This window comes from Aeromonas sp. 601039, from assembly GCF_049174415.1.
GTDB lineage: Bacteria > Pseudomonadota > Gammaproteobacteria > Enterobacterales > Aeromonadaceae > Aeromonas > Aeromonas veronii_A.
In genome coordinates this window covers 49,230-74,442 of the sequence record NZ_JAAKTL010000011.1, presented here as the reverse complement: position 1 = coordinate 74,442, position 25,213 = coordinate 49,230, and the positions used below count along the sequence as shown (strand labels likewise).

Below are 25,213 nucleotides of genomic sequence, written 5' to 3'. Positions count from 1 at the left end.
CCCCATTAGCGAGGAGCCCCCATGTCTGCGTCCGAAAAACATCAGCTGGAATTCAACGGCCAACTCATCGAGACCGATGCCAAGGGCTACCTGCTCAACAGCAACGACTGGAGCGAGGAGCTGGCGCTGGTGCTGGCGGCGCAGGAGGGGATCACGCTTGAGGAGCCGCACTGGGAAGTGGTGCGCTTTGTGCGCGCCTTCTATCTGGAGTTCAACACCTCCCCTGCCATCCGCGCGCTGGTCAAGGCGATGGAGAAGCAGTACGGCCCCGAGAAGGGCAACAGCCGCTACCTCTACAAGCTGTTCCCGGAAGGGCCCGCCAAGCAGGCGACCAAGATTGGCGGCCTGCCCAAACCGGTGAAGTGCATCTGATCCCATAACAACGGGGGCCGCAACTGCGGCCCCCGTTGTGTTTGGTGCGCTATCTTCGCGCACCTCGTCTTAATATCTCTCAGGTTTCCAGCCAGTCTTATTCCCGCTTGTCAGCCAGCGCCACCAGCTGCTCTGCCAGCCGGTGACCATGCAGGTAGGAGGCGATCAGCTCGCTATCCGCCTTGCCGATTTCAATCTGTTGATACCAGTGATCAAGCATGGCGGCAAAGCCGCGCTGGGCCAGCACCGGCAGCCAGTCGTTGGGGCTAAGCATCTGCGCCTGCTTGTCGCGGGCGATGATGCCACGGGTGCAGTTCTCAAGGTGCAGGGAGAGATTGTCGCCGTAGGCATCGATGCGCTCCTCGGTGATTCCGGCGCTGCGGTTCATGCTGCCGCTGATGGCACGATCGCCGCTCTGCCAGCTGACGCTTACCCCAGCCAGCAAGCTGTTGTCCTTCGTATCAGGTCGCAATACCGCATGAAAGTCGCCGCCCGGCACGCCGCCATAGAAGCAGAGGCTGTCGAGCACATGGATAAAGTCGTCGAACAGGAAATCCCGCGCCTTGCCCGGCAGAGCGAAGCGGTGTTTTTGCCAGTTAAGCTCGGTGAGCGGCTGGGCACGGGCAGCATCCATGGCGGGCAGATAGCGGCGGTTAAAGCCGGTAAAGAGGGCGCAATCTTGCGCAATGGCGAGGTTGGCCAGTCCCTCGGCCTCGGCCAGATTGTCGCACAGGGGCTTATCGACAAAGGTAGGGATCCCTGCCCGCAGGCACTGCTCGACCAGCTCGCGGTGAACGGCGGTAGCGGCGTGGATCATCACGGCGTCGGGGCGACTGGCCAGCATGGCCGCCACATCGGTAAAGCACTCGGCGACCCGATACTGGCGGGCCAGCTTCTCCAGCACCGCCGGATTGCGGGTGCAGAGCAGCGGGGTGACCCGCTCGTCACTCGCCAGCAGCGGCAGATAGGCTTTTTGGGCGATATCCCCCAGACCAATCATGGCAATGCGCATCTCAACTCCTTTTCACTCGATAACGGGATAAGCGGATAACTGCCCGCACCATCGCAGGATTTGTCCCGCAGATCCAGCCTGCCGTTAGCAAACTGGCTGGCGTACGCAGCCCTGTGCAAACGGCGACGTTATTTGGGCATGGCAAGATCGCAGACCGACTTGATCACCTCGGCCAGCCACTCGATGGCGAGATTGCCCTGGCTTTTGCGATGTCTGCCAACCACCACCTCGAACTGCTGCGGCGCCCCGGCCAGCTCCAGCATGCGAAAATCGCCGAGGGTGGCGATGGCCGACGGAATGCAGGCCGCCACGTCATTGACCGACATAAAGGCTTGCAGCGAGGTGTAACAGGGGAGCGTCGCCGAATCAAATTGGGACACCCACCTTTTTGAGCAAGCCACTATCAGGCTACTTGCAGGCCCAATAAGGGGAGGTATCCGAACTGATGCCTGCAAAAGTTGGCTGGTGGGAGAGATTGCCAGGTTTAGAAAGCAACAGCCCCTGCACAGCCATTTATTGGACTATGTGCAATACCCGGAGCTATCAGCAGGGTGGATGCAAAGCTATCACAGCCTTGGTTGATGGCATCGTCGCTGGCCACAGTGGCGGGCAAACTGCTGACATTGATATCTGTCTCCCACCACTCTGATCCCTTGTCGCCTGAACAGCGTCACCTGCTTCAACCAGCGAACAGCATCGAGTCCCAATCGTTCCAGAATGGGTCCAAATTGGGCCGGAATATGACCCCGCTTGTCGGGCCGAATAGCACGACCAGTCCAATCAACCAGCATCAGGTAGTCGCTGAAGGCATAAGGCAGCTCTTCAGGCTTACCCTGGCGGGCAAACGGCAGCAAAAGTGGTGGCAAAACCTCAGTAGTAGCAGGCGCGTCAAGGCGCTGTTTGATACTGGTGTATTCACTCTGCTCTGGCCGATCGGTCAACGCAGCTCGTATCGGATTGAGGTCAACATACGCCATACAGGCCAACAAGGCGGATTCGGTGAGCAAAGCCTGACTCTTGAAGCGCCCCTCCCAGAAATGGCCCTTGCAACCATCTTCCTGATTGGCCTGACGGGCCAGATTTTCATTGAGTAGCCGAATAAACCAACTTATGGAGTGAAGCCGCTCCCGCCATTGGGCCAGCAATTGCTGCACGACAGCCAGCTCAGGCTCGATCAACATCTCCCCCTGATACCAGCGCCTGACCAAATGCGGCCACTGGAATAGCGCCGCCCAGCGCTCAGCCACCTCCCGCTCACTCCAGTTGGCTGCGGTATCGGGCACCACCTTGAGCACCAGATGATAATGATTGCTCATCACCGCATAAGCACAAATGCCAATTGCAAACAGCCGCGATAGTTGCCCCAACTTGTCGACCACCCACTGACGCCGATGCTCATAACTCTGGCCAGAATGGGCATCGTCACCACACAGAAAGGCTCGCCGCACACAGCGGCTGACCACATGGTAGTAAGGCGTATCCTGCAAGCTGATTTGACGTGAACGGGCAATGGTCATGGCACATCCCTCAACGGTGACCTCTTAAGTCAAGAACAGCCCTACGCCACTGTCAAAAAGGTGGGTGTCCCGAAAAAAGGGATTCTATTGCCCACCCTATAACCATCCTCTCTCCCCTTGCTTACTGCTTTATCAGAAGTCATCAGCCTGTCATCTGGCTGACATCCCGCGGTCATTTTCAAGTCATAGAGTTTTTCACTTATTTTTCATATGGATAGATAAGGAACATCATGACTTTCCCGCGATCTTCTTATGTGGCTTTGGCCGTCTCTCTGGTCTTGCTTGGCGGCTGCCAGTCAGAGAACGAATCGTCTGCCGACAGCCAGGGCAAAACCGCCTATCAATACAGCACCAAAGCGGTCTACAGCCCGCAGCAGCAGGCGGAGAGCTACGAGCCAGCGCCCCAGGGGTTCAGCCCGGTCTTTACCGAGATGGTGGCGCGCCACGGCTCGCGCTCCCTCTCCAGCCCGAAATATGACGTGCTGACCAAGCTGGTCTGGGAAGAGGCGCAGCGTCAGGGGGCGCTCACTACCCTCGGGCAGGGGCTGGGAGGCAAGGTCGATCTGGTGACGGCCGCCAACCAGAAACTGGGCTATGGCCTGCTCTCGGCGCTGGGCAAGGAGGAGCATGCCAACCTCGCCACCCGGCTGGCGGCGCGGCTGCCGACCCTGCTCAACAGCAGCGAGCCCCACTGCATCAAGGTGGTCACCTCGGGCAAGGACAGGGCCAACGAAAGCGCCTTCTACTTTATGGAGAGCCTCAAGCGCGACGTGAGCTATGTCAGCGACTCGGCGCAGTGCTACCTCACGCAGGATGACCCCTCGAAGATCGACAAAAAGCTGGTCAACAAGTTCGAGCTCTACTTCCACAAGACCACCCCCGAGGGGGATTACGCCCGCTACCTGCCCGCCTATGAGAGCTACCAGCGCTTTATCGGCGACGAAGATGCCGGAATCGCCCCGGCCCCCGAGCTGGCCAGGGCGCTGGATCAGCTTAAAAACCTGAGCAAGACCAAAGAGATGGCCCGCAGCATGCTGGAGCGTATCTACAGCAAGGGCTTTGTCGACTATCTGGCGGGCGGCGTCGAGTTTGTCGCCGTCAACCCGGAAGATGGCGGCATGACCTATGTGCGCGACGAAGTGGATGCGGCCCTGATGCTCTACAACCTCTTTATCATCGGCCCCGGCATGATCCGCGAAGCGCAGGCACAGGGCAGCGAACCCTGGGCGCTGGAACAGTTCCTGACCCCGGAGGAGTCTGCCTGGTTCTCCTACCTCTCCGATGCGGAAGATTTCTACGAGAAGGGGCCGAGCTTTGCCAACCAGAACGCCCCCTACGCCATTGCCCAGCCGCTGCTCGACGGCCTGTTTGGCGAGGTGCAGCGTCAGGTGGTGGAGGGCGAGCAGAGCCGACGGGCCACCCTGCGCTTTGCCCACGCCGAAGCCATTATCCCCCTCGCCGCCCTGATGAAGCTGGAAGGGAGCCGTCAGGGGGCCAGCCCGGATCAGCTGTTCAGCCAGCAGAACAACGAGTGGCGCGGCGGCTGGGTCTCCCCCTATACCGCCAATATTCAGTGGGATATCTACCAGAACGGGCAGCGGCAGGTGCTGGTCAAGATGCTCTACAACGAAAAGGAGATCGCCTTTAAGACGGGCTGCCAGCCCTACCAAAGCGGCAGCCACTACTACGACTTCGAGGAGCTCAAGCGCTGCTACGGCTATAACGGCTAACCCCTAGCGCGCCAAATATGGCAATCACCAGGGGCGACCAGCAGGTCGCCCCTATTCACTCCCCTTCCCTGCTTGCCAGAGATCAATATGGCTATAAAGCCGCCTTCCGGCTCCATTTGCTGATCAAGCGCAAAAAATGATTAATTTCTGACAATTTAATCACTTAAAGGCTCGCGTCGTAAACCTTGCTTGGCTTAACATCCCCATACGGTACTTATTAATCAGCAATTGGTACCTGCACTGCTGGTTAATTGAGCATTGTGAAATGCTGTAATCCACGGGCATTAGCGTGGGACTCGCTAGCATTATTCCTGCTCAGAAGGGTGGGTGTCTCAGGTTTTATCTTTTCATATGACAATAGGTTACAGAAACAAGTGGTAAGGAGGATGGTTTGGCAAGGCGGGGTAGTCTTTTAAGTTTATCTATCAAAGTTGCTAAGGCAATTGACAGAGCCGGTAAGCAGGCTGCTAGGGAATCAGCGCGTAGACAAAAGTCTGCCGAACGCGAAAATGCCAGAGCAGAAAGAGAATATCAAAAATTTTTAAGAGAACAGGAACGAGATGCAATTCGTGCTGAAAAGGAAAAATTTGCACTGGCTAAAAAAGCTGAAAAATTGAGTATTGCTCAGGCAAAGGAAAGATTAAAAGATGAACTTTCTGATGCCCAAGACGAATATGAAGACAGATGCTTAGAGCGTGCGACTCTGCGCCAACAATTTATCAGTTTACAACTAAGGTAGAAAAATGGAACACATGCTTTTAGCCATTATCATTGGTGCAATTGCAGCCATATTGATTGGCTATTTCATTCTCAAATTAAAACATAACAAGGAGCTGGCTAAATATAAGGCTGATGTTGATGCTAAGCTTGGCGAGCATACAAGTCTTGAGACAGAGTTGTCGCAATTAAAAGAGAGCCTTACATCGCTAAAAAGTGATTTTTATAACGATACAAAAGAACTAGAGCAGGTCAGAATTGAGACGGAAGAGCTGAGGGCACTTAAAGCAGATGAATCCCAGCTTTTAGAAAGAATCAGAGAAGCAACTGAACAAAATAACAAACAGAGTGAGGAAAAGGATCGGCTTTCATTAGAAATAGCAAAGCTCAATGTTGATGTGAAAAATCTGATGGGAATGCTTGACCTATACTCTCGATTGGACGAATTCACGTCTGTTGGGCATTTTGAAAATCCAGAGTATCTCTATGAAACATCAGCTAGATTTTCAGAAGAAATAAAATACATCCGAAGCCAACAAAAAGATCTAATTAGAGATAAAAATGCGATAACGTATCCTGTCACTCTGATCATTGCGAATGACAAATCATTAAACAAAAAGATTCTCGATGGTCAAATAAAGCTAATGCTAGCGGCATTTAATATTGAGTGTGATTTCTTGATTGGGAAGGTGAGTCCTAGTAACTTCGCCCGAACCTTGCAGAGAATAGAAAGTCTTGCCAACACAATAGAAAAGTCAGCAGCAACATTGAAGTGTGGCTTTAATATTAGTTATGTAGAATTGAAATTTGAAGAGTGCAAGCTTCAGTATCAATACACCTTGAAAAAACAAGAAGAGGCTGATGAGCAAAGAATCATAAAAGAACAGATCCGCGAAGAACAGCGTGCAATTAAAGAGTATGAGCGAGCTATTGCTGAGGCTGAAAAGGAAGAGCGTATCTATAGGGATCTATTGAGCAAGGCTCGAGAAGAATTGTTGAAAACCTCTGAAAGCGAAAGGGCATTTGCAGAGCAGAGAATAGCTGAGCTTGAACAACAGCTACTTGAGGCAGAGATGAAAGAGGCTCGAGCCAAAAGCATGGCTGAACAAACTCGTAAAGGCCATGTATACGTCATCAGTAATATTGGTTCATTTGGTGAGGATATCTATAAAATTGGCTTAACTAGGAGACTAGATCCGATGGATAGAGTTAAAGAGTTAGGTGATGCTAGTGTGCCATTTTCTTTTGATGTTCATGCTATGATTTATTCCGATGATGCTCCGGCGTTGGAGGCAGCTTTACATCGTGAATTTAGAGCTCATCGAGTGAATGCAGTAAATCTGAGGAAAGAATTCTTCCAAGTAGACTTGTTGTCGATAAAGGATGCTGTGGATACTATTGTTGATATTGATAGTGAGTTTAAATTAACAGCATTGGCAGAGGAGTATTATGAGAGCTTGCGCCTTCAAACTGTTGAACAGGTTGCTTAATGCAGTAGTTTAATAATTAACTTACATTACATGTTAATAATTAAAAATCATTCTTTTTAATATATAAAAATAATAATGACATTAATTTTTAAACTAAAAAAGGCGACCATCCGGTCGCCTTTTTATTTCTATCACTTTCAATCAGAAAAACTTACCGGGCCGGTCGCTTGGCACCATTCCCTTTGGCCGCAGGCTTACTGCCTTGAGTGACGGGTTTGGCCCCCGGCTTGGCAGAGCCTGCGCGGGTCGGTGCCTTGCCCTTATGGGCGGGTTTTCCGGCAGGTTTGCTTTTACCAGCATTCTGGCCAGCACTCTTGCCTTCGCCCTGTGCGGCCGGTTTGCCATTAGCCGCGCCTTTGTGCAGTTGGGAACCCACCGGCTTGCCGCCAGTGGCCTTGCTGCCCGCGCCATTACCGCGCTGGTGATTGATGTTGCTATGACGGGTCAGGGCCGGTTTCAACCCCTTGCCGCTGGCGGCGCGCTCGTTGCGCCCTTCCGGCGGCACCAGACAACCCGGGCCGTTGCCAATCAGGTGGCCCTTGCCCATGGCGAGCAGAGCTTCGCGGATCATCGGCCAGCCAGCTGGGTCGTGGTAGCGCAGCAGCGCCTTATGCAGGCGGCGACGGCGCTCGCCCTTGGCAACAAACACATCGCCACCGGTGCGGCTCACCTTGTTTAACGGGTTTTTCTCCGTGTAATACATGGTGGTGGCGTTGGCGAGCGGCGACGGGTAGAAGTTCTGTACCTGATCGAGCTTGAAGCGGTTCTCTTTGACCCAGAGCGCCAGATTGATCATGTCTTCATCCGTGGTGCCCGGGTGGGCGGAGATAAAGTAGGGGATCAGGTACTGCTGCTTGCCCGCCTCTTTGGAGTATTTGTCGAACAGCTCCTTGAACTGGTAGTAGCTGCCCATGCCCGGCTTCATCATCTTGGAGAGCGGGCCCTCTTCGGTGTGTTCCGGCGCGATCTTGAGGTAGCCGCCGACGTGATACTTGGCCAGCTCCTTGATATAGCGGGGATCTTCCACCGCGATGTCGTAACGCACGCCGGAGGCGATCAGGATCTTCTTGATCCCCTTGAGGTCGCGCGCCTTGCGATAGAGGTTGATGGTCGGGCTGTGGTCGGTGTCCATGTGCGGGCAGATGGTGGGCCAGACACAGGAGGCGCGACGGCAGGTCTGCTCGGCCTTGGGGCTCTTGCAACGCAGCTTGTACATGTTGGCGGTGGGGCCGCCGAGATCCGAGATGACGCCGGTAAAGCCCGGCACCTTGTCGCGGATATCTTCGATTTCCTTGAGGATCGACTCTTCCGAGCGGCTCTGGATGATGCGCCCTTCGTGCTCGGTGATGGAGCAGAAGGAGCAGCCGCCAAAACAGCCGCGCATGATGTTGACCGAGGTCTTGATCATCTCGAAGGCGGGGATCTTCTCGTTGCCATAGGCCGGGTGCGGCACCCGCTGGTAGGGCAGGCCGAAGACGCCGTCCATCTCCTCGGTTTCCAGCGGGAAGGCGGGCGGATTGACCCAGACGATGCGATCGCCGTGCGCCTGCGACAGGGCGCGGGCACAGCCGGGGTTGGTCTCGTGGTGCAGAATGCGCGAGGCGTGGGCGTAGAGCACCTTGTCCTCTTTGACCCGCTCGAACGCCGGCAGCTTCACATAGGTTTTTTCCCACGGCTTGGGTTTGGCCGGCTGCACCAGCACAGGCTGGGCTTCCTGCGCGGCAGGGGCCGTTTCGGTCGCGTCGTCCGAGCAGGGTGCCCCTTCCATATAGGGGTTCATGATGGGATCGATGCGGCCAATCTGGTCGAGCTTGCTCGAATCCACCCCTTTCCAACCCGGCAGCGGCTCCTTGCGGATAACGGCGGTACCGCGAATATCCTGCATGGTCTCGATGGTCTCCCCCGCTGCGATGCGGTGGGCCACTTCCACCAGCGGCCGCTCGGCGTTGCCGTAGATGAGGATATCGGCCTTGGCATCGAGCAGGATGGAACGACGGATGGTCTCGGACCAGTAGTCGTAGTGGGCGATGCGGCGCAGGGATGCCTCGATGCCGCCGATAACGACGGGCACCTCTTTGAAGGCCTCCTTGCAGCGCTGGGTATAGACCAGAGTGGCACGATCCGGCCGCTTGCCGCCCACATCTCCCGGGGTGTAGGCGTCGTCGTGGCGCAGCTTTTTATCGGAGGTGTAGCGGTTGATCATGGAGTCCATGTTGCCCGCGGTCACCCCGAAGAAGAGGTTCGGTTTGCCCAGACGCATAAAGTCATCCTTCGATGACCAGTCCGGCTGGGCGATGATGCCGACCCGAAAGCCCTGCGCCTCCAGCATGCGGCCGATGACCGCCATGCCGAAGCTCGGGTGATCCACGTAGGCATCCCCCGTCACCAGAATGACGTCGCAGCTGTCCCAACCGAGCTTGTCCATCTCTTTGCGGGACATGGGCAGGAAGGGCGCCGTGCCGTAGCACTCGGCCCAATAGCGGGGATAGGAGAAAAGGTTGGGTACCGGCTGCATTTTGAACACCTGGAAAAATTCGGGTCGCGCATTATACCGGTTGCGGCCAAGGGGAGCGATGGCTTTTTGTCCCCAGCATTCGCGCGGGAAAAGGCGCTTTGCCATCCAACACCCGCATCACGCCACCACAAACAAGCACGCCCGCAGGATGAGTGCGGGCGATCTTTGACTGCAACTGCCGCACGGTGAGCCGGGCCAATGCGGGGGGCTCACCGCCTGAATGGTTACTGACTCAGATCCTTGTCGATCCAGTATTTGGAGCCGGAGATGTTGGCATCGAACAGCAATCCCTTCTCGCCGATTTGGTAGATGGCCATGCCACCGTTGTATTTGGCGGTCAGCTCGGCGCTCTCCTTGCCAGCTACCACACCCACTTCTGAGGTGGCCTCCCACCCCTGGGTCACGAAGGCATCGAATCTGGCCTTGTCTTCAAACAGGATCACCTGCTGATAGAACTTGCCACCGATACCGGCCGCCAGCCCCGCGCCAAACATCTTCATATAGGTGTGTTTGCCACTCTTGCGATTGATGGCCACCCCGGCGCCCTGATTGGTATGCAGCATCAGGGAGAACTTGCGCGAATCGAATACTGCGTAGCCATACGCCTTGTCAAACAGCAACTTGGCTGAAGGCTGTTCATTGAACAGGCGCACCAGTGCCGTGTCGGCCATGGTGTTGAGCGCCACCCGCGCCTCTTGCGGGGTTTTGGGCTCCAGCATCTCGTCGAGCTTCTTGTCGGCTACCTTCAGCCACTCCTTGCCGGTGGCGATGCTCTTGTCGGTCCAGACCCCGGCGGTGTTGAACGCCTCTTCACCCCAGGCAGAGATGGAGGCCCAGCTCTTTTTGGAGAAGTCGCTGACGTCCTGCCACACCTCCTTGCCCGTCTCACTCACGGCGGTGCCGAGATCGGCGGCGGCAGCCTTCAGTTTCTCCCAGTCGGCATGGCTGGGTGACACCACCAACGTCAGTGACAGGGCCAGCAACCAGTTACGCTTGTTCATTTTTTCACTCCCGTATTGTCGAGTGTCTGGGTTACCCGGTGCGATCCCCTACAACGGGCTACCCGGTGAAAATCACTCCCGCATTATCGGAAGGGGAATCCGGTTAAGCAATCATTGAGTCCTGTTTATCCCGCCAAAGCGCGACAGCCGTTAATAAAAAGGCTGCTCATCAGAGAGGAGCAGCCTTGTTGAACACTGTGAAACCGGACGGGCTTATTCGACCATCATCACCTTGCAGGTGTTGGTACTGCCGACGGTTTCCATCTTGTCACCGTGGGTCAGCAGTACCATGTCCCCGCTTTGCAGCAGCCCCTTATCCTTGAGCACGGCCAGCGCGTCGCGGCACACTTCGTAGACCGGTTTGGTCTCGTCACCGTCGAACAGCACAGGGGTCACACCACGGTAGAGGTTGGCCCAGGCCAGGGTCTTGTTGTGGGGGGACATGGCGAAGATCGGCAGACCGGAGCTGATACGGGACATCAGCAGCGGCGTGGTGCCCGATTCGGTCAGCGCCACGATCGCCTTGACCCCTTCCAGGTGGTTGGCTGCGTACATGGTGGACATGGCAACCGCCTCTTCCACCGAGGTGAAGGTGTAGCTCATGCGGTGGTTGGAGACGTTCAGGCTCGGGTGCTTTTCGGCACCGACACAGACGCTCGCCATGGAGGTGACCGTCTCGATGGGGAACTGACCGGCAGCGGTTTCGGCAGAGAGCATCACCGCATCGGTACCATCCAGCACGGCGTTGGCGACGTCCATCACTTCTGCACGAGTCGGCAGCGGCGCATTGATCATCGATTCCATCATCTGGGTAGCGGTGATCACCACACGGTTGAGACGACGGGAGTGACGGATCAGCTTCTTCTGTACACCAACCAGCTCGGGGTCACCGATCTCGACGCCCAGATCGCCACGGGCAACCATAACGGCATCAGAGCCGAGGATGATATCTTCCATCGCCTCATCGGTGGCGACGGTCTCGGCGCGCTCGACCTTGGCCACGATCTTGGCATTGGAGCCAGCTTCGCGAGCCAGTTCGCGGGCGTAACGCAGATCATCACCGCAGCGCGGGAAGGAGACGGCCAGATAATCCACGTTCATCAGCGCGGCTGTCTTGATATCTTCCTTGTCTTTCTCGGTCAGGGCTGGCGCGGAGAGACCGCCCCCTTTCTTGTTGATGCCCTTGTTGTTGGAGAGAGGGCCCGCCACGGTCACAGTGGTATGGATGCGGGTGCCTTCCACGCTCTCGACTTTCAGTTGTACACGGCCATCGTCCAGCAGCAGGATGTCACCCGGCACCACATCATTTGGCAGGCTCTTGTAGTCGATACCAACCTGCTCCTGACAGCCTTCACCCTTGCCCAGGGCTGCATCCAGCACGAACTTGTCACCGATGGCGAGATAGATCTTGCCATCCTTGAAGGTGGATACACGGATTTTCGGGCCTTGCAGGTCACCCATGATGGCAACGTGGCGGCCGAGCTTGGCAGCAATGTCACGCACCTGATTGGCGCGCTGGATATGATCTTCAGGAGTGCCGTGAGAGAAGTTCATCCGCACCATGTCGGCACCAGCGCGGATAATCCCTTCGAGGATCCCTTCGCGGTCGGTGGCCGGACCAAGTGTGGTTACAATCTTTGTACGTCTAGGCATGAAAGACTCCAATATGAAGTTGAGATAACTTGAGATTCTGCCCCATCAAACCGATGGCTCGATGCACCCGCTTGCAAACCATCCGGGTGTTTTTTGTTATTAAGTTACAATACCACATCAAGACTACACCAAGGAGGGTGGCATAGACAGTCGGGGGCCAAAGCCCCCGACGATTCAGGAAGAGTGTGGTGTTTCAAAGCGGGATTCGCGCAATCCCTCTTTTACCTTCTTCAGGTTTTCACGAAATTTCATCCCCCGGCGCAGGGTAAATCCGGTTGCCAGCACATCCACCAGCGCCAGCTGGGCGATGCGGGAAGCCATCGGCATGTAGACATCGGTATCTTCCGGCACATCCATGGAGAGCACCAGGTTGCACTCGCGCGCCAGTGGGGAATCCTTGGCGGTCATGCCGATGACGGTGGCGTCGTTCTCGCGCGCCAGCGCGGCGATCTCGACCAGCGCCTTGGTGCGGCCGGTATGGGAGATCAGCACCACCACATCCCCTTCGCAGCTGTTGATGCAGCTCATGCGCATCATGACGATATCGTCAAAGCTCACCACCGGGATATTGAAGCGGAAGAACTTGTTCTGGGCATCGCGGGCAACGGCTGAGGAGGCGCCAAGACCAAAGAAGCTGATCTTCTTGGACTGGGTCAGGATATCGACACAGCGGTTGATGGCCGAGATATCCAGGCTGTTCTTGGCGGCATCCAGACAAGCCATGGTGGATTCGAAGATTTTGGCCGTGTAGGTATCGGGGCCGTCTTCTGCTTCCACATGACGATTGACGTAAGGAGTGCCATTGGCCAGGCTCTGGGCCAGATGGAGTTTGAAATCGGGGAAGCCTTTGGTATCGAGGCGACGGCAAAAACGGTTGACGGTCGGTTCACTGACGTCGGCCATTTTGGCCAGGGCGGCGATGCTGGAGTGGATGGCGGTCTGGGGAGACGCCAGGATCACCTCGGCAACCTTGCGTTCTGATTTACTGAAACTTTCCAGGTTGTTCGTAATTTTATCAAGGGTATTCATCATCACCACCAGACGTTTTTGTAATTTAGCTTCAGTGTCTTTGCACTAAATCTACGGCTAAGCAGGTTTCCAATCAAGCTGATGACTATACAAGACAAGCGGTTATCGCAACTAACGCCTGCCGTACAAAGTATGACTCATCTCTAATTATTTCGTACTTTTCGTTACAAAACGTCACCTCGCTGTGAAACCGCTTACAAATGTTGCAAAGCAACAACACTGTGAGCAGGCGCACGTTTGTATCGATCCGGCGGGTGAGTGAGCCTGAGCTCGGATAGAATGGGCCGTCATAATCCAACAATAATGTCGGGACACCACAGTCGTCCCCATCCTGTAACGAAGGAGTTGTTATGCAGCATACCCATGCGCTGGTCGGCGATGTCGGCGGTACCAATGCGCGTCTGGCCCTGTGTGAGCTGGCCACCGGTACTATCTCTCAGGCAAAGACCTACTCAGGTCTGGCCCATCCCAGCCTTGAAGCCGTGGTTCGCCTCTATCTGGAGGAACACAAGGTCGAGGTGGCTGAAGCCTGCATCGCCATCGCCTGCCCCATAAATGGTGACTGGGTCGCCATGACCAACCACAGCTGGGAGTTCTCCATCAGCGAGATGCAGAACAATCTCGGGCTGGCACGCCTGCAAGTAATCAACGACTTTACCGCGGTCTCGATGGCGGTACCGGTATTGGCCGAATCGGATCGCATCCAGCTGGGCGGCGCCGCACCGGTGGCTGGCAAACCCATCGCCATCTATGGAGCGGGCACCGGCCTTGGGGTTGCGCATCTGGTCAAGGCGGGCGATCAGTGGTTGAGCCTGCCGGGCGAAGGGGGTCATGTGGATTTTGCCGCCAACACCGAAGAGGAAGATGCGGTGCTGCAGGTGATGCGTGGCGAACTGGGCCATGTCTCGGCCGAGCGTTTCTTATCCGGCCCGGGCCTGGTCAATCTCTATCGCGGGCTGGTGAAATCCGATGGTCGTGAGCCGGAGCCGTTCGCCCCTAAAGACATTACCGAACGTGCGCTGGCGGGCGAGTGTCTGGATTGCCGCCGCACCCTGAGCCTGTTCTGCGTGCTGATGGGCCGCTTTGCCGGCAACCTGGCGCTCAATATGGGCACCTTTGGTGGCGTCTATATCGCAGGGGGCATAGTGCCGCGCTTCCAGGAGTTCTTCACCAGTTCCGGTTTCCGGGTTGCCTTTGAAGACAAGGGCCGTTTCAAATCCTACCTCAAGGATATTCCGGTATTCCTGATCACCCATGAAGGACCTGGCCTGCTCGGCGCTGGCGCTTACCTGCGCCAGTCGATGGGGATTACCATCTGATTGTAAGGTGGAGTGAAACTGAAACATCCGTGGTTCAGCATCGATTCAGTGTGGATGGCATATAGTAGTGGCACGTAACCAAGAGGGTTGTACTTCACAAGGAGTGGAAAGCGACTCTCATCCGCTGGATACGTTTGTCACCTGACAAGCCTGAACTGTTTCAACCGGCCTTTTGGCCGGTTTTTTTTATCTCTGTGCCCCGAAACTACTGGGACAACGCCTTCAGCTGTGCCTTGTCGGGCGGGTTGTTCCAGTCGATGGGGCCGTGGGTAAAGCGGTACTGCAACCGTGGCAAGCTGGTCTCCAGCCACTCTTCCCTAAAGTAGGCATACCCCTGATTCCAGTCAGGATCATTGGCCCAACCGGTTTGCAGGAAGTAGAGGCGAGTGCCCTGCCCTTCCGGCACAAAGCGCAGACAAACCTGAGTCTTCTGCTGACGAATATGGGGCAGACTGGGCGGAAAATTCCAACTAAAGCTGAGCAAATCATAGGGCATGACGGCCATGACCCTGCACCCTTCACTGCCCCGTTCACCCAGTGGAGCATCCGGCCTGAAGTAGATTTCGAAGGGGCCATTCGGTTCGGCTACCATCAAACACTCGGGAGCCAGAAAACTGCGCAGACCACTCTCTGTCGTCCAGGCGTGCCACACGTCATCGATATGAGCCGGAACAAAAATGTTGCCTTCAATCTGTTTATTGTCCATAAATCAACAATCCTCACGCCATCCATACAGGGGACTTCGGCAGTATAGCCCCATGACAAATGTATTGGACAGCCCTTAATCACACCCTTGTCATTTGCCCCAGATAACCTTGCCCGCGTGCAACAGGGAACAGTGACCGCCCTTGGGAGAGCATGATGATCAGGCGCATGGAAGAACGTGATATCACCCCGCTGGCCAAGCTGTTTTTACAAGGCCGCAGACAAACCTTTCACTGGGTAGACCCCTCCCTGTTTCACCTGGATGACTTTATCGAGCAGACCCGGGGAGAAGAGATATGGGTGGCTGAGCGAGGGGGGACGCTCTGCGGATTTATCGCCGTATGGCAACCCGAGCTCTTTGTGCATCATCTCTACGTTGCGAGCGACTGGCATGGTCAGGGGATTGGGCGAGCGCTGCTCGAACATGGTCTGGCAAATAATCCCCGCACAGCATCACTCAAGGTGGCAACCCGCAATACGGCGGCCGTGGCCTTCTATCATCGGCTTGGCTGGCAGCATGGCGACGAGACCGGGTACTGCGAGCTCACCGGTCCCTGGTGCAAGCTTTGTCGTGAGTAGACAACAGCTCTCCAGACTGTCATGCATGGGCCCGTAAAGGGAAAATATCGATCCGGGATTGCATGGCAGAATATGAGAACACCACGACCCCCGTTGCGCGCGTGATCGCGACCACCGCTCGCACCGAGGATTCCACGCAGGGCGTATGTGCTCTCTAGACCCGAAACAGCTTGAGCAGGGTATCGAGCTGACCGGAGAGCTGGCGCAAATCGCTGCTGGCTTCAGCCACTTGCACCACCCTGGCCGCGCTCTCGCTATTGAGGGTGGCAATCCGGTTCACGCTATGGCTCACCGCCTCTGCTACCGAGTGTTGCTCTTCCGAGGCTTGGGCAATATACATGTTCATCTCGCGGATCAGACTGACCTGGTTTTTAATTTTCTCCACCGATACCTGTACATCGGCGGCTTCGGCGCCCGCACGAGAGGCCTGCTCCTGGCTCAACTGCATCCCGGCACCGACATTCTGGGTCGCCTGTTGCAGCCGTTTGATGCTGGCACTGATCTCTTCGGTCGACTGACGAGTGCGCCCCGAGAGGGTTCGCACTTCATCGGCCACCACCGCAAAACCGCGCCCCTGATCCCCAGCCCTCGCCGCCTCGATGGCGGCATTGAGCGCCAGCAGATTGGTCTGCTCGGCAATACCATTGATCACTTCGATAATATTGCCGATGCTGCTGCTCTCGGTAGAGAGGGAGCGCATCAGCCCCGCCACCCGTTCCACCTCTCCCACCAGCTGGTGAATCGCCTGATTGGCATGACCGGCCAGATTGTAGCCCTGTTCGACATAAAGGTTGGCCTCATCGGTCGCCGTAGCAGTCTTCACTGCATTACCTGCCACCTCCTGCACCGCCTGGCTCATCTCGGTAATGGCAGTCGCGACCTGATCCAGCTCCAGTTGCTGGGCATCACTGGCGCCCCGAGTATCCGCCGCAAGGGTGTCACAACGTTCCGCGGTCTGCAGCACGCCAGCAGAGAGCTCGTTGATTTCGGCCACCATATCCTGAAGCTTGGCAATAAAGTGATTGATGTTGGTGGCCAGCGCGCCCATCTCATCCTGACGGAGGATCTTGAGACGCCGGGTCAGATCCCCCTCTCCCCTGGCCAAATCGAACACCGCCAGATTCATCTGATGAAGTGGTCTCAGCACATTGCGATGAATGAGTACCATCAACAAGGCAATGATACAGATATCAAGTACCAGGATCTGCCAGACAGTGGTGATCAACTGCTGGCGCAAGTTGGCCTGAATGGCCGCATCACTGGTTTCGACCAGCAATCTGGCCACGGTATTTTTCTGGCCGCTGTCGTCGTAGACCAGATCATACCCCCCATAGGCCGCCGTATCGGCGGGTATGGCCGCTACAGGGGAAATAGTGCCCGCTGCATCGCGGGCAAACCCGGCCACCAGCTTCTCCTTGTTGACCACCAGCAGTGTGCTGAGCATATCGGCCGCCAGCTCGGATTTGAGCGATGCCTCGATAAAGGCCGACTCATAATTCCACAAAGGGCCAGGCAAGGAGAGCTGCAGTCGCTTGATCGCCTGCTCGACCAGCTGAGCCTGTTTGCTGTAGCTCTCTTCCCTCACCGAGCTGTAGTTATAACCACCAAACAGTACCAATAGCAGACTCACCGAGAGGGAAGTCAGTACGGCAATCCTGAACTTCAGACTTTTCCAATCCATGACTTCCTCCCGGTATTAACGGCAGCAGGAACAGTACAACTTACTGGTACTTGGCATTGATCTTGTCGATGGTGCCATCCGCCTTCATGGCAGCGAGGATCTCGTTGAGCTTGGTGATGAGCTCATCGGGCGTATCCTTGTTAAACGCCAAGCTCATCTGGGTTTCCTTGAACACGAAGACCGGCTTTGGTGAAGCTACTTTCTCCTTGCTGGCCAGATAAGGCGCCAGATACTGGCCGGTTGCCCAAAGATCGATGCGGCCCGCCTCCAGTTTTTTCACGTTGGCGGTATCGTTGGCAGCCAGCTGCAACTTGGCAAATCCCTGTGCCTTGAGATACTCGGCGGCCGCATCGCCGTTATAGCCACCCACCGAATACTGCTTGGCATCTTCCAGCGACTTGACCGTGATATTGGCGGTCGAACTGGAGAAAAACACCCAGTTGTTATTGACCAGCGGCCCTACCCACTTGAACAGTGCTTCCCGCTCCGGAGTGCGGGTCGTGGAGTAGAGGGCGGTATTGGGGGTGCCGAGGGTATCTTCGTACGCCCGTTTCCAGGGCATCAGGGTCAGCTTGTATTCGACCCCGGCACGCTTGAACAGCTCTTCGACCACCTCGGTCGACAGCCCGACAATCTTGCCCCCCTCTCCCTGCATGTTGAATGGCGGGTAATCCTCGGTCATCACGTTCAGTGGCGCAGCCTGAACAGCGCTTATCGCCATCATGGAAGAGACTGAAAAAATTGCACTTTTCCACAGCAGTTGATAGTTCATTGCAACCTCGCTTTGCTTGCCATTCATCCCTGAACATCCGCCGTTACCGATGGCGGTGCACGTCTGACCCGCTGGGGTCATGCCGGCTTTCACGGCTCGCCGCCCACCCATGTGCAGCAGCAAACAGATCCGGATTTTGCCTGTGCGCAACGAAACGCAACCGGCGAGGGAGGCTCACAACAAATCGAGGTGGAAACATGCCAGGGCAGCATGAGGGGAGTTCGGAGTGGGGCGGATAAACCTCTGCCATACAACAGCGCCGTGGCAAAGAAAAAGCGCATCGTTTTATGACAGAGGTCTGGGAGAGAAATGATAGAAAACGCCAACATCCATTTTCCCATACTGCTCGAGGAGACCTCAGAGCCAAACCTGTGCTTTAGCTAAGGTCACGAAAAGAGATACGTCAAATGAGAATGCTAACCCCCTCATCTGCTTCCAGATTAGATTCCAGATGAGCTCCGTCGAGCCAAAAAGTGGCGCGAGATACCCGAAGAACAGAAGGCCACCGCGAGGTGGCCTTCTCCAAATCAACAATGAACGTCTGGTGGAACTCAATCCTTGGCCGCGTCCATCACACCCTCTTCGGAGTGCGCAGGCAGGATCAGGTTGAGCAGGATGGCGGCAACAGATGCCAGGCCAACGCCGGCCAGCGCGAAGTCGCCAATCTTCATCTCCAGCGCACCGACACCGACGGTCAGAGTCACGGCGACGATGGCGATATTGCGTGACAGTCCCAGATCCACCTTGGATTCCACCAGCGTCTTGAGACCGATGGCAGCGATGGATCCGAACAGCAGCAGCATGATACCGCCCATAACCGGCATCGGGATGGAGGTAAGCAGCGCATTGAACTTGCCGAAGAAGGCCAGAATGATGGCAAACACCGCAGCCCAGGTCATGGTGACCGGATTGAAGTTGCGAGTGATCATCACGGCACCTGTCACTTCGGCGTAGGTGGTCACGGGTGGGCCACCGATGAAACCGGCGAAGCAGACGCCGATACCGTCACCGGCCAGCGTACGGTGCAAACCCGGATCCTTGGTGTAATCCTTGCCAGTCACGCCACCGATCGCCAACACGCCACCGATATGCTCGATACAGGGGGCGATGGCTACTGGCAACATGAACAACGCAGCAGCCCAGTTGATCTCCGGGGTTTCGAAGTGGGGCAGCGCCAGCCAGGGGGCGTTCACCATGCCATCGAAACTCACCTGGCCCATGAACACCGCCGAGACATAACCGGCAATCACGCCGCACAGGATGGGGATCAGCTTGATCCACCCCTTGCAGAACACAGCTGCAATCAGGGTGACCGCCAGCGAGATACCGGCCAGCGTCAACGCAGTCCCCGCAGGTACTACCTGCTCACTACCGGCACGGCCCATCGCCATGTTGCAGGCAACCTGCGCCACAGAAAGACCGATCACCATGATCACCGGGCCAATCACCACCGGGGGCAGCAATTTGTGCACAAACCCCATCCCTTTTGCCCGGATCAGCGCAGCCAGAATGAAATACATGAAACCGGCGGCAAACAGGCCAAACATGGTGGATGGCAATCCCCAGGTCTGGGTGGCGTAGATGATGGGGGCGATGAAGGCAAAGCTGGAGCCGAGGAAAATCGGGACCTGGCGGCGGGTGCAGAGCTGGAACAACAGGGTGCCCACACCGGCGCCAAGCAGGGCCATGGAGGGGTTCAATCCGGTGAGCAGGGGCACCAGAACCATGGCGCCGAAGGCGACAAACAGGATTTGCAGCCCGGCGACACTTTGCTTGACTAAGGAAAACATGGATGTCCTTAATTTTTTGATAACTGATGGGGATATTTATCACTTTTCAGTTATCACAAGACTTTTTCAAGGCGCAAAATGAACACAAATGCGTCATTTGTTACCTTTTACTGCTTGGGAAGGGCATGAAACTGGCTTTTTAGGCGGGATTCGTTGCTACAAGCATCGAGTATGCGATTTTACGCATTATTGTGACGAACGCCAATCGTTTTTCCATCATGTTTATTGTGTTCATGGTCAAAAATGCCGCCGCCAGGGGGCGCTCTATACTGGATCCTGTGAATCAAGATGGACAAGGAGTCCCCATGTCACAACCCCCATTCAAGGCCAGCCAGCGCAGATTGCTTATCGGCTCGGCCATCGCACTCGCCCTGTTTGCGAACCCGTTCAGTTATGATTTCACCAACAATGAGTGGCAAATGAATCAGGCCTATGCCAAGTCCTGCTTTATCGCCGGCACTCGCATCACGATGGCCGATGGTTCCACCCGCCCCATAGAGACGCTCCGGGTCGGTGAACAGGTGCTGGATCAGCACGGCGGCAGTAACCGGATCCTGGCGATCGAACGGGTCATACTGGGCAAGCGCAGACTCTACGGGATCAATGATCTGCCCCCGTTCTTTACCGCAGAGCACCCTCTGCTGACCACTCGGGGCTGGGCGGCCATCTCACCGGCCATGACCCGAACCGAAAACCCGCAACTGGCGGTGCTGCCGCTATTTACCGGCATGCAGATAATGTGTCGCCCGGCACCTGCCATGGTGGCGGGCAATCTGGCCCTGCAACCCCAGCCGGAATTACTGCTGGTTGAGTCACTCTGCTGGATCGAGGCATCTCCCACTACCGCACTCTTCAATCTGCTGCTCGATGGCAGCCACAGCTACATCGCCAATGAGCTGATCGTTCACAACAAAGATGGCGATGGTGGCAGTGGGGGCAGCAGTGGTGGAGGCAGCAACAGCGACGGTGGCAGCAACAGCGGTGGTGGCAGCAACAGCGGTGGTGGCAGCAACAGCGGCGGAGGCAGCGACAGCGGCGGTGGCAGCGACAGCGGCGGTGGCGGTGGCAGCAACAGCAACAGCGGCGGTGGCAGCGACAGCGATGGGGGCAGCGATGACAGTGGCGGCCAAGGCGAGCATGCCGGCGGAGAGCAGCATGGTGGAGGTGAACGGCATGCTGGTGGAGAAAAACATGCAGGGGGAGAACGCCATGGGGGTGGCCGCGGATTTGGCAATGGCGTTGATGACAACGGTGTGGATGCCGTCGATGCCAACGGCAATAAGCTCAGAGGTGACGGCACCATCGATGACAACGGCGTGGATGCCGTCGATGCCAATGGCAACAAGCTCAGAGGTGATGGCACCATCGATGACAACGGCGTGGATGCCGTCGATGCCAACGGCAACAAGCTCAGGGGGGATGGAACCATCGATGACAACGGCGTGGATGCCGTCGATGCCAATGGCAACAAACTCAGGGGCGATGGCACGGTCGATGACAACGGTGTGGATGCTGTCGATGCTAACGGCAATAAACTAAGAGGTGATGGCACGGTCGATGATCGCCAGCAAGTGCTTACCGATGAGCAGGAGCGGGCGCTGCTCAACAACGGCTTTCGCCAACAGGGGCAACCATAATGCGATATCTGTTACCACTCCTCCTGCTCGGCCTCACTGGCTGCGCCACGGTCGACACCCCGCCGCTTTACCATCAGATGGATAAGGCAGATGTTCAACTGGCCAATCAGGCACTCGCCAAGGCGCTGGAAACCCGTACCAAAGGGCAAAGCCTCACCTGGTTCAATCCGGCTAACCGTCACTCGGGCAGCGTCACCCCGCTACGCACCTTCCGCCATCCCAGTGGGGAGTGGTGCCGCGACTATCGCGAGCAACTCTATATCGGCAAGGCGAGCCAGCAGTGGCAGGATACCGCCTGTCGCAATCAGCAAGGGCGCTGGCGGCCATTGCGAACTTAGTGAATGCCACGGGGGATGAACGAAAGGGGGTAGCAGCGCTACCCCCTTGTCATCTTTACCGACCCGTTATCCAAGCGGTGAATATGCGGTTATACCCGACGATAGGGCAGGTAAACCGGCTCCCACATATGGTTGAGGATATGCTGCTGCAGATCCTGACCGATCAGCGGGTGGGAGGGGTCCCGACGCACGATATCCTTGAGCACGGCGGTGGCCACATGCACCGAGATGCTGCGCAGCTCGCGAATGCGGGGGTAAACGGCCCCTTTAGCCAGGTCAACCTCACTCACGCACTCAGCCAGCGCAAAGGCGGCGGTAGTGAAGACATCGGGCGTGATCTCGCGGATCTGGCTAACGATGGCCGCCAGACCTACACCGGGGAAGATAAAGACGTTGTTGCCCTGCCCGACCCTGAACTCCTGCCCCTCGTAGCTCACATCCTTGAACGGACTACCGGTTGCAACGATGGCTTTGCCCTTGCTCCAGCGGTAGATATCTTCCGGCAGCGCTTCACAGTTGGCGGTCGGGTTGGAGAGCGGGAACACCATGGGGCGCTCGCAATGCTGCAGCATCAGCTGGATGTGCTCTTCCTGGAAGGCCCCGCCCGAGCCGCTGGTACCCAGCAACACGGTAATGGGCACATGACGCAGCACATCGGCCAGATTGGCCTTGCCGGGCACCTCGGTATCCCAACCCGCCAGCAGTAACCCCGGTTTGGCGTAGCGACGCTTGTACTCGTCGAGCCCGTCCCGGTTGTCGCACACCAGCCCCTGGGTATCCAGAATGTAGATGCGATCGCGGGCCGCCTGCGGATCCATCCCCTCGCGGATCATCCCCGCGCAGATCTGATCCGCGACACCAACCCCGCCGGCGCCAGCGCCGTAGACCAGATAGTTCTGCTGGCCCAGGGTCTCCCCCTTGACCTTGACCGCGCCTATGATACCGGCCAGCACCACGGCACCGGTGCCCTGAATATCATCGTTGAATGACGGCAGTGACTGCTGGTAGCGGGCCAGATTGTTGAAGGCATTGGATTTGCTGAAGTCTTCCCACTGCAGCACGGCATTGGGGAAGTGGCGCTTGACCCCCTGCACGAACTTGTCGATGAACTCTTCGTACTCCTTGCCGCGAATGCGCTTATGGGGGCGGCCCAGATACATGGGGTCATCGAGCAGTTTCTGGTTGTCGGTGCCCACATCCAGCGCGATGGGCATGCAGCAGGCGGGGTGAATACCGGCACCCAGGGTATAGAGCGCCAGCTTGCCGATGGGGATGCCCATGCCGCCAACACCCTGGTCGCCGATCCCCAGAATGCCCTGGCTGTCGGTGACGACTATGATGCGGATCGATTTGGCATCGAAGTGGCGGGCCTGACTGCCCATGTCATCCACGTTGTCCGGGGTGATGTAGAGGCCGCGCGGCTTCTGGAAGCGGTGGCTGAACTCCTGACACGCCTTGCCCACGGTCGGGGTATAGATGTAGGGAGTCATCTCCTCCACATGGCGTGACAACAGGGCATAGAAGAGAGTCTCATTGCGATCCTGCAGGGCACGCAGGTTCTGGTACTTCTCGATATCGCTGCAAGCGCTTTTGAACCCCTCATACACTCGCTCGAGCTGGGCTTCAAAAGTTTGCACCTGAGGCGGCAGCAAACCATCGAGATCAAAATCGGCCCGCTCCTGTTCGGTGAAGGCCGTGCCCTTGTTGAGGTATCGATTGTTAAGCAGATCAGTGCCGGTCAGTGCAACGGGGCGAAAATCCTGTCCCTGTGCATCTTTCCACAGCAGATATTGTCCGGTAGCCATAGTCATTCTCTTTGATTTACGTGAAATTGCCGTTCGGCAGGAGAGCAAGACTCATAATGAAATCAATCATATGACGTTTACTCGATCGGTTTTGTGAGCTTGGGCATACCCTGCGGCCAAAATAGGCGCCCGGCGACCCCGGCGAGACAAATATCCACGGCAAGGAATGAGACTCATGTTAGCATTGCGGGCAACCCAGCCCCTTTCACCGCATCACAGCCGGGAGTGATCTGATGCCCTCGCCTCTGCCAGCCTGCGTCCCCTTCTTTCAGCCATGCGCCTGATCCCGCTGCTTGCTCTGTGGTTGTTTCTGACCTGCCAGTCGGCTCTCGCCGCACCGGGCCGGATACTCAACATCATCGTGGGTGAATGGCCCCCTTTCGTCTCCGAGCAGTCAAAACAGCACGGGCCAGTGGCCCACCTCATCAGCGATCTGTTCAAGGAGGCGGGCTATCAGGTGAAGTTCCACTTCGCCCCCTGGGGCCGGGTCTATTCGCTGGCGGCCAACAGCCAGCTCTACGACGCCACCGCCGTCTGGATGCACAAACCGGAGCGGGAGCTGGATTTTCTGTTCAGCGAAGCGGTGCTGCAGGAGCAGTTTGTCTTCTTCTCCCTCAAATCACGGCAACTGCAAGCCGAGCGCCTTGAGCAGATCATCGGCATGCGGTTGGGGGGCGATATCGCCTATAGCTACGGGCCCGAGCTGGACAAGATGGTGGCCGATGGCAAGGTAACCCAACAGAAAGTCACCGACGTGAAACAGAATTTCGGCAAGCTGCTGCGCGGGCGGATCGACCTCTATCCGCAAGAGCTGCGAGTCGGTCTGGCCGAGTTGCAGAGCCAGCTCGATCCCGCCAGCGCGGCACTCATCACCCACAGTCAGACCCCTTTTCTGCGCAACGACAGCTTCGTGATGTTCCCGCGCAAGATGCCGGATTCAGCCAAACTGCGGGATCAGTTCAATCAGCTGTTGCAGCAGGCCATCGCCAGCGGACGTTATCAGCGCTACTTCGAGCGGCTGGCCCGGGGGGAATATTGACCTTGGCGAGGCAAAAACAGAGGGGATAAAACAACGGTGGCGGCCCTTTGTGGCCACCACCTCTGTGATGCTTGTCAGCGGCCGGCATTAGCCGCTGATGCCCACCTCCAGCTTGAACGACGTCTTGGCCTTGCTGCTCTCGGCAGCCCCCATCTGGTAGACCCGAATGGTATAAGTGCCCTTGGCAGGCAGGGTTGCCTCAAAGTTGTTCCCGTCACGCGAGCCAACAAAGATCGCCTCCCCCTTGCTGCCCGGCGGCAAAATATTGAAGTAGGGCTTGCCGGTCAGGATCACCACCATGCTCTGGCCCTTGTTGGCCGTCAGCTTGTAATCGAGGGTCTGGCTACCCTGAATAGTGCCGTTGATAGTCGCCCCTGACTCCCCCTTCTTGAACTGCACCTGCTGGGTCTTGATCCCGTCAGCCGCCTGCGCCACGCCCGCAATACCACCGAAGAGCGCAGATGCACATACCGCTGCCAGCCATGCTTTTCTCATCATTTGTCATCCCTTGT

21 protein-coding genes and 1 pseudogene are annotated in these 25,213 nt (G+C 56.8%); 9 read left to right on the top strand and 13 right to left on the bottom strand.

From position 1 onward, the window contains the following. Nucleotides 1-21 precede the first annotated feature (21 nt). Nucleotides 22-372: a TusE/DsrC/DsvC family sulfur relay protein gene (locus tag G5195_RS11125; protein WP_019446869.1), complete on the top strand. Its 351-nt coding sequence runs from the start codon at nucleotides 22-24 to the stop codon at nucleotides 370-372. A gap of 97 nt (nucleotides 373-469) precedes the next feature. On the opposite strand, the gene G5195_RS11120 is transcribed toward G5195_RS11125, so the two are convergent. The 3 genes from G5195_RS11120 to G5195_RS11110 all read right to left on the bottom strand — a co-directional run bounded on the left by G5195_RS11120 (nucleotide 470) and on the right by G5195_RS11110 (nucleotide 2,901). After that, entirely contained in the window at nucleotides 470-1,384 is a 915-nt protein-coding gene (locus G5195_RS11120) for a Gfo/Idh/MocA family protein (RefSeq protein WP_421236146.1), read from the bottom strand. Between the two features lie 128 nt (nucleotides 1,385-1,512). Next, nucleotides 1,513-1,764 carry a hypothetical protein gene (locus tag G5195_RS11115; protein WP_227342210.1) on the bottom strand — a complete coding sequence of 84 codons (252 nt, stop codon included), beginning with the start codon at nucleotides 1,762-1,764 and terminating at the stop codon, nucleotides 1,513-1,515. A 186-nt stretch (nucleotides 1,765-1,950) separates the two neighbouring features. Further along, nucleotides 1,951-2,901, bottom strand: a complete 951-nt coding sequence (locus G5195_RS11110; RefSeq protein ID WP_421236145.1) for a transposase — start codon at nucleotides 2,899-2,901, stop codon at nucleotides 1,951-1,953. 230 nt (nucleotides 2,902-3,131) lie between these two features. On the opposite strand from G5195_RS11110, the gene G5195_RS11105 reads away from it, so the two are divergent. The 3 genes from G5195_RS11105 to G5195_RS11095 all read left to right on the top strand — a co-directional run bounded on the left by G5195_RS11105 (nucleotide 3,132) and on the right by G5195_RS11095 (nucleotide 6,838). After that, complete coding sequence (locus tag G5195_RS11105; RefSeq protein ID WP_421236144.1) at nucleotides 3,132-4,631, top strand: histidine-type phosphatase; 1,500 nt, start codon at nucleotides 3,132-3,134, stop codon at nucleotides 4,629-4,631. A gap of 391 nt (nucleotides 4,632-5,022) precedes the next feature. After that, the gene (locus tag G5195_RS11100; RefSeq protein WP_074042628.1) at nucleotides 5,023-5,370 is read left to right on the top strand and encodes a hypothetical protein; all 348 of its coding nucleotides are present in this window, start codon (nucleotides 5,023-5,025) and stop codon (nucleotides 5,368-5,370) included. Nucleotides 5,371-5,374: 4 nt separating this feature from the next. Then, on the top strand, nucleotides 5,375-6,838 hold the full coding sequence (locus G5195_RS11095; RefSeq protein WP_421205462.1) for a DUF4041 domain-containing protein: 1,464 nt from the start codon (nucleotides 5,375-5,377) through the stop codon (nucleotides 6,836-6,838). A 151-nt stretch (nucleotides 6,839-6,989) separates the two neighbouring features. Here G5195_RS11095 and G5195_RS11090 read toward each other — a convergent pair whose 3' ends face one another. The 4 genes from G5195_RS11090 to G5195_RS11075 all read right to left on the bottom strand — a co-directional run bounded on the left by G5195_RS11090 (nucleotide 6,990) and on the right by G5195_RS11075 (nucleotide 13,039). After that, entirely contained in the window at nucleotides 6,990-9,353 is a 2,364-nt protein-coding gene (locus tag G5195_RS11090) for a YgiQ family radical SAM protein (RefSeq protein WP_421236143.1), read from the bottom strand. Between the two features lie 224 nt (nucleotides 9,354-9,577). Continuing rightward, nucleotides 9,578-10,354 (bottom strand): beta cell expansion factor BefA, encoded by a 777-nt coding sequence (gene befA / locus G5195_RS11085; protein WP_005347598.1) that lies wholly within the window; start codon nucleotides 10,352-10,354, stop codon nucleotides 9,578-9,580. A 213-nt stretch (nucleotides 10,355-10,567) separates the two neighbouring features. After that, nucleotides 10,568-12,007: a pyruvate kinase gene (pyk, locus tag G5195_RS11080; protein WP_266134250.1), complete on the bottom strand. Its 1,440-nt coding sequence runs from the start codon at nucleotides 12,005-12,007 to the stop codon at nucleotides 10,568-10,570. Nucleotides 12,008-12,181: 174 nt separating this feature from the next. After that, nucleotides 12,182-13,039: a MurR/RpiR family transcriptional regulator gene (locus G5195_RS11075; protein ID WP_421236142.1), complete on the bottom strand. Its 858-nt coding sequence runs from the start codon at nucleotides 13,037-13,039 to the stop codon at nucleotides 12,182-12,184. A gap of 344 nt (nucleotides 13,040-13,383) precedes the next feature. Here G5195_RS11075 and glk point away from each other — a divergent pair. Then, a pseudogene (gene glk / locus G5195_RS11070) lies at nucleotides 13,384-14,355 on the top strand (glucokinase); the annotation flags it as partial. Nucleotides 14,356-14,560: 205 nt separating this feature from the next. Here glk and G5195_RS11065 read toward each other — a convergent pair. Next, nucleotides 14,561-15,061 (bottom strand): SRPBCC family protein, encoded by a 501-nt coding sequence (locus G5195_RS11065; protein WP_216953138.1) that lies wholly within the window; start codon nucleotides 15,059-15,061, stop codon nucleotides 14,561-14,563. 155 nt (nucleotides 15,062-15,216) lie between these two features. Here G5195_RS11065 and G5195_RS11060 point away from each other — a divergent pair, with 155 nt between their 5' ends. Next, nucleotides 15,217-15,639 carry a GNAT family N-acetyltransferase gene (locus G5195_RS11060; RefSeq protein WP_319919190.1) on the top strand — a complete coding sequence of 141 codons (423 nt, stop codon included), beginning with the start codon at nucleotides 15,217-15,219 and terminating at the stop codon, nucleotides 15,637-15,639. Between the two features lie 154 nt (nucleotides 15,640-15,793). Here the strand turns inward: G5195_RS11060 and G5195_RS11055 are convergent, their stop codons facing one another. The 3 genes from G5195_RS11055 to G5195_RS11045 form a co-directional block, all read right to left on the bottom strand. After that, nucleotides 15,794-17,320 carry a methyl-accepting chemotaxis protein gene (locus tag G5195_RS11055; protein WP_421236141.1) on the bottom strand — a complete coding sequence of 509 codons (1,527 nt, stop codon included), beginning with the start codon at nucleotides 17,318-17,320 and terminating at the stop codon, nucleotides 15,794-15,796. A 40-nt stretch (nucleotides 17,321-17,360) separates the two neighbouring features. Then, a complete protein-coding gene (locus G5195_RS11050; protein WP_005334783.1) occupies nucleotides 17,361-18,092 on the bottom strand; it encodes a substrate-binding periplasmic protein in 732 nt (243 codons plus the stop codon). A 551-nt stretch (nucleotides 18,093-18,643) separates the two neighbouring features. Beyond that, nucleotides 18,644-19,882 carry a uracil-xanthine permease family protein gene (locus G5195_RS11045; protein WP_005334784.1) on the bottom strand — a complete coding sequence of 413 codons (1,239 nt, stop codon included), beginning with the start codon at nucleotides 19,880-19,882 and terminating at the stop codon, nucleotides 18,644-18,646. A gap of 305 nt (nucleotides 19,883-20,187) precedes the next feature. Here G5195_RS11045 and G5195_RS11040 point away from each other — a divergent pair, with 305 nt between their 5' ends. Both G5195_RS11040 and G5195_RS11035 read left to right on the top strand, forming a co-directional pair. Next, nucleotides 20,188-21,519 carry a hypothetical protein gene (locus tag G5195_RS11040; protein ID WP_421236140.1) on the top strand — a complete coding sequence of 444 codons (1,332 nt, stop codon included), beginning with the start codon at nucleotides 20,188-20,190 and terminating at the stop codon, nucleotides 21,517-21,519. Beyond that, nucleotides 21,516-21,857 (top strand): RT0821/Lpp0805 family surface protein, encoded by a 342-nt coding sequence (locus G5195_RS11035; protein ID WP_180343416.1) that lies wholly within the window; start codon nucleotides 21,516-21,518, stop codon nucleotides 21,855-21,857. The genes G5195_RS11040 and G5195_RS11035 overlap by 4 nt, the downstream gene beginning before the upstream one ends. Before the next feature lie 89 nt (nucleotides 21,858-21,946). On the opposite strand, the gene G5195_RS11030 is transcribed toward G5195_RS11035, so the two are convergent. Continuing rightward, complete coding sequence (locus G5195_RS11030) at nucleotides 21,947-23,662, bottom strand: NAD-dependent malic enzyme (protein ID WP_058055721.1); 1,716 nt, start codon at nucleotides 23,660-23,662, stop codon at nucleotides 21,947-21,949. Between the two features lie 274 nt (nucleotides 23,663-23,936). On the opposite strand from G5195_RS11030, the gene G5195_RS11025 reads away from it, so the two are divergent. Further along, nucleotides 23,937-24,701: a substrate-binding periplasmic protein gene (locus G5195_RS11025; RefSeq protein ID WP_279463486.1), complete on the top strand. Its 765-nt coding sequence runs from the start codon at nucleotides 23,937-23,939 to the stop codon at nucleotides 24,699-24,701. Between the two features lie 87 nt (nucleotides 24,702-24,788). Here G5195_RS11025 and G5195_RS11020 read toward each other — a convergent pair whose 3' ends face one another. Beyond that, nucleotides 24,789-25,199, bottom strand: coding sequence for a DNA breaking-rejoining protein (locus tag G5195_RS11020; RefSeq protein ID WP_236396759.1), 411 nt, complete (start codon nucleotides 25,197-25,199; stop codon nucleotides 24,789-24,791). Between the last annotated feature and the right edge of the window lie 14 nt (nucleotides 25,200-25,213).

Coding starts and splice junctions, on each gene's coding strand:
- G5195_RS11125 (WP_019446869.1), top strand. CDS start 22: ATGTCTGCGTCCGAAAAACATCAGCTGGAATTCAACGGCCAACTCATC.
- G5195_RS11120 (WP_421236146.1), bottom strand. CDS start 1,384: ATGCGCATTGCCATGATTGGTCTGGGGGATATCGCCCAAAAAGCCTAT.
- G5195_RS11110 (WP_421236145.1), bottom strand. CDS start 2,901: ATGACCATTGCCCGTTCACGTCAAATCAGCTTGCAGGATACGCCTTAC.
- G5195_RS11105 (WP_421236144.1), top strand. CDS start 3,132: ATGACTTTCCCGCGATCTTCTTATGTGGCTTTGGCCGTCTCTCTGGTC.
- G5195_RS11095 (WP_421205462.1), top strand. CDS start 5,375: ATGGAACACATGCTTTTAGCCATTATCATTGGTGCAATTGCAGCCATA.
- G5195_RS11090 (WP_421236143.1), bottom strand. CDS start 9,353: ATGCAGCCGGTACCCAACCTTTTCTCCTATCCCCGCTATTGGGCCGAG.
- befA (WP_005347598.1), bottom strand. CDS start 10,354: ATGAACAAGCGTAACTGGTTGCTGGCCCTGTCACTGACGTTGGTGGTG.
- pyk (WP_266134250.1), bottom strand. CDS start 12,007: ATGCCTAGACGTACAAAGATTGTAACCACACTTGGTCCGGCCACCGAC.
- G5195_RS11075 (WP_421236142.1), bottom strand. CDS start 13,039: ATGATGAATACCCTTGATAAAATTACGAACAACCTGGAAAGTTTCAGT.
- G5195_RS11065 (WP_216953138.1), bottom strand. CDS start 15,061: ATGGACAATAAACAGATTGAAGGCAACATTTTTGTTCCGGCTCATATC.
- G5195_RS11060 (WP_319919190.1), top strand. CDS start 15,217: ATGATCAGGCGCATGGAAGAACGTGATATCACCCCGCTGGCCAAGCTG.
- G5195_RS11055 (WP_421236141.1), bottom strand. CDS start 17,320: ATGGATTGGAAAAGTCTGAAGTTCAGGATTGCCGTACTGACTTCCCTC.
- G5195_RS11050 (WP_005334783.1), bottom strand. CDS start 18,092: ATGAACTATCAACTGCTGTGGAAAAGTGCAATTTTTTCAGTCTCTTCC.
- G5195_RS11045 (WP_005334784.1), bottom strand. CDS start 19,882: ATGTTTTCCTTAGTCAAGCAAAGTGTCGCCGGGCTGCAAATCCTGTTT.
- G5195_RS11040 (WP_421236140.1), top strand. CDS start 20,188: ATGTCACAACCCCCATTCAAGGCCAGCCAGCGCAGATTGCTTATCGGC.
- G5195_RS11030 (WP_058055721.1), bottom strand. CDS start 23,662: ATGGCTACCGGACAATATCTGCTGTGGAAAGATGCACAGGGACAGGAT.
- G5195_RS11025 (WP_279463486.1), top strand. CDS start 23,937: ATGCGCCTGATCCCGCTGCTTGCTCTGTGGTTGTTTCTGACCTGCCAG.
- G5195_RS11020 (WP_236396759.1), bottom strand. CDS start 25,199: ATGATGAGAAAAGCATGGCTGGCAGCGGTATGTGCATCTGCGCTCTTC.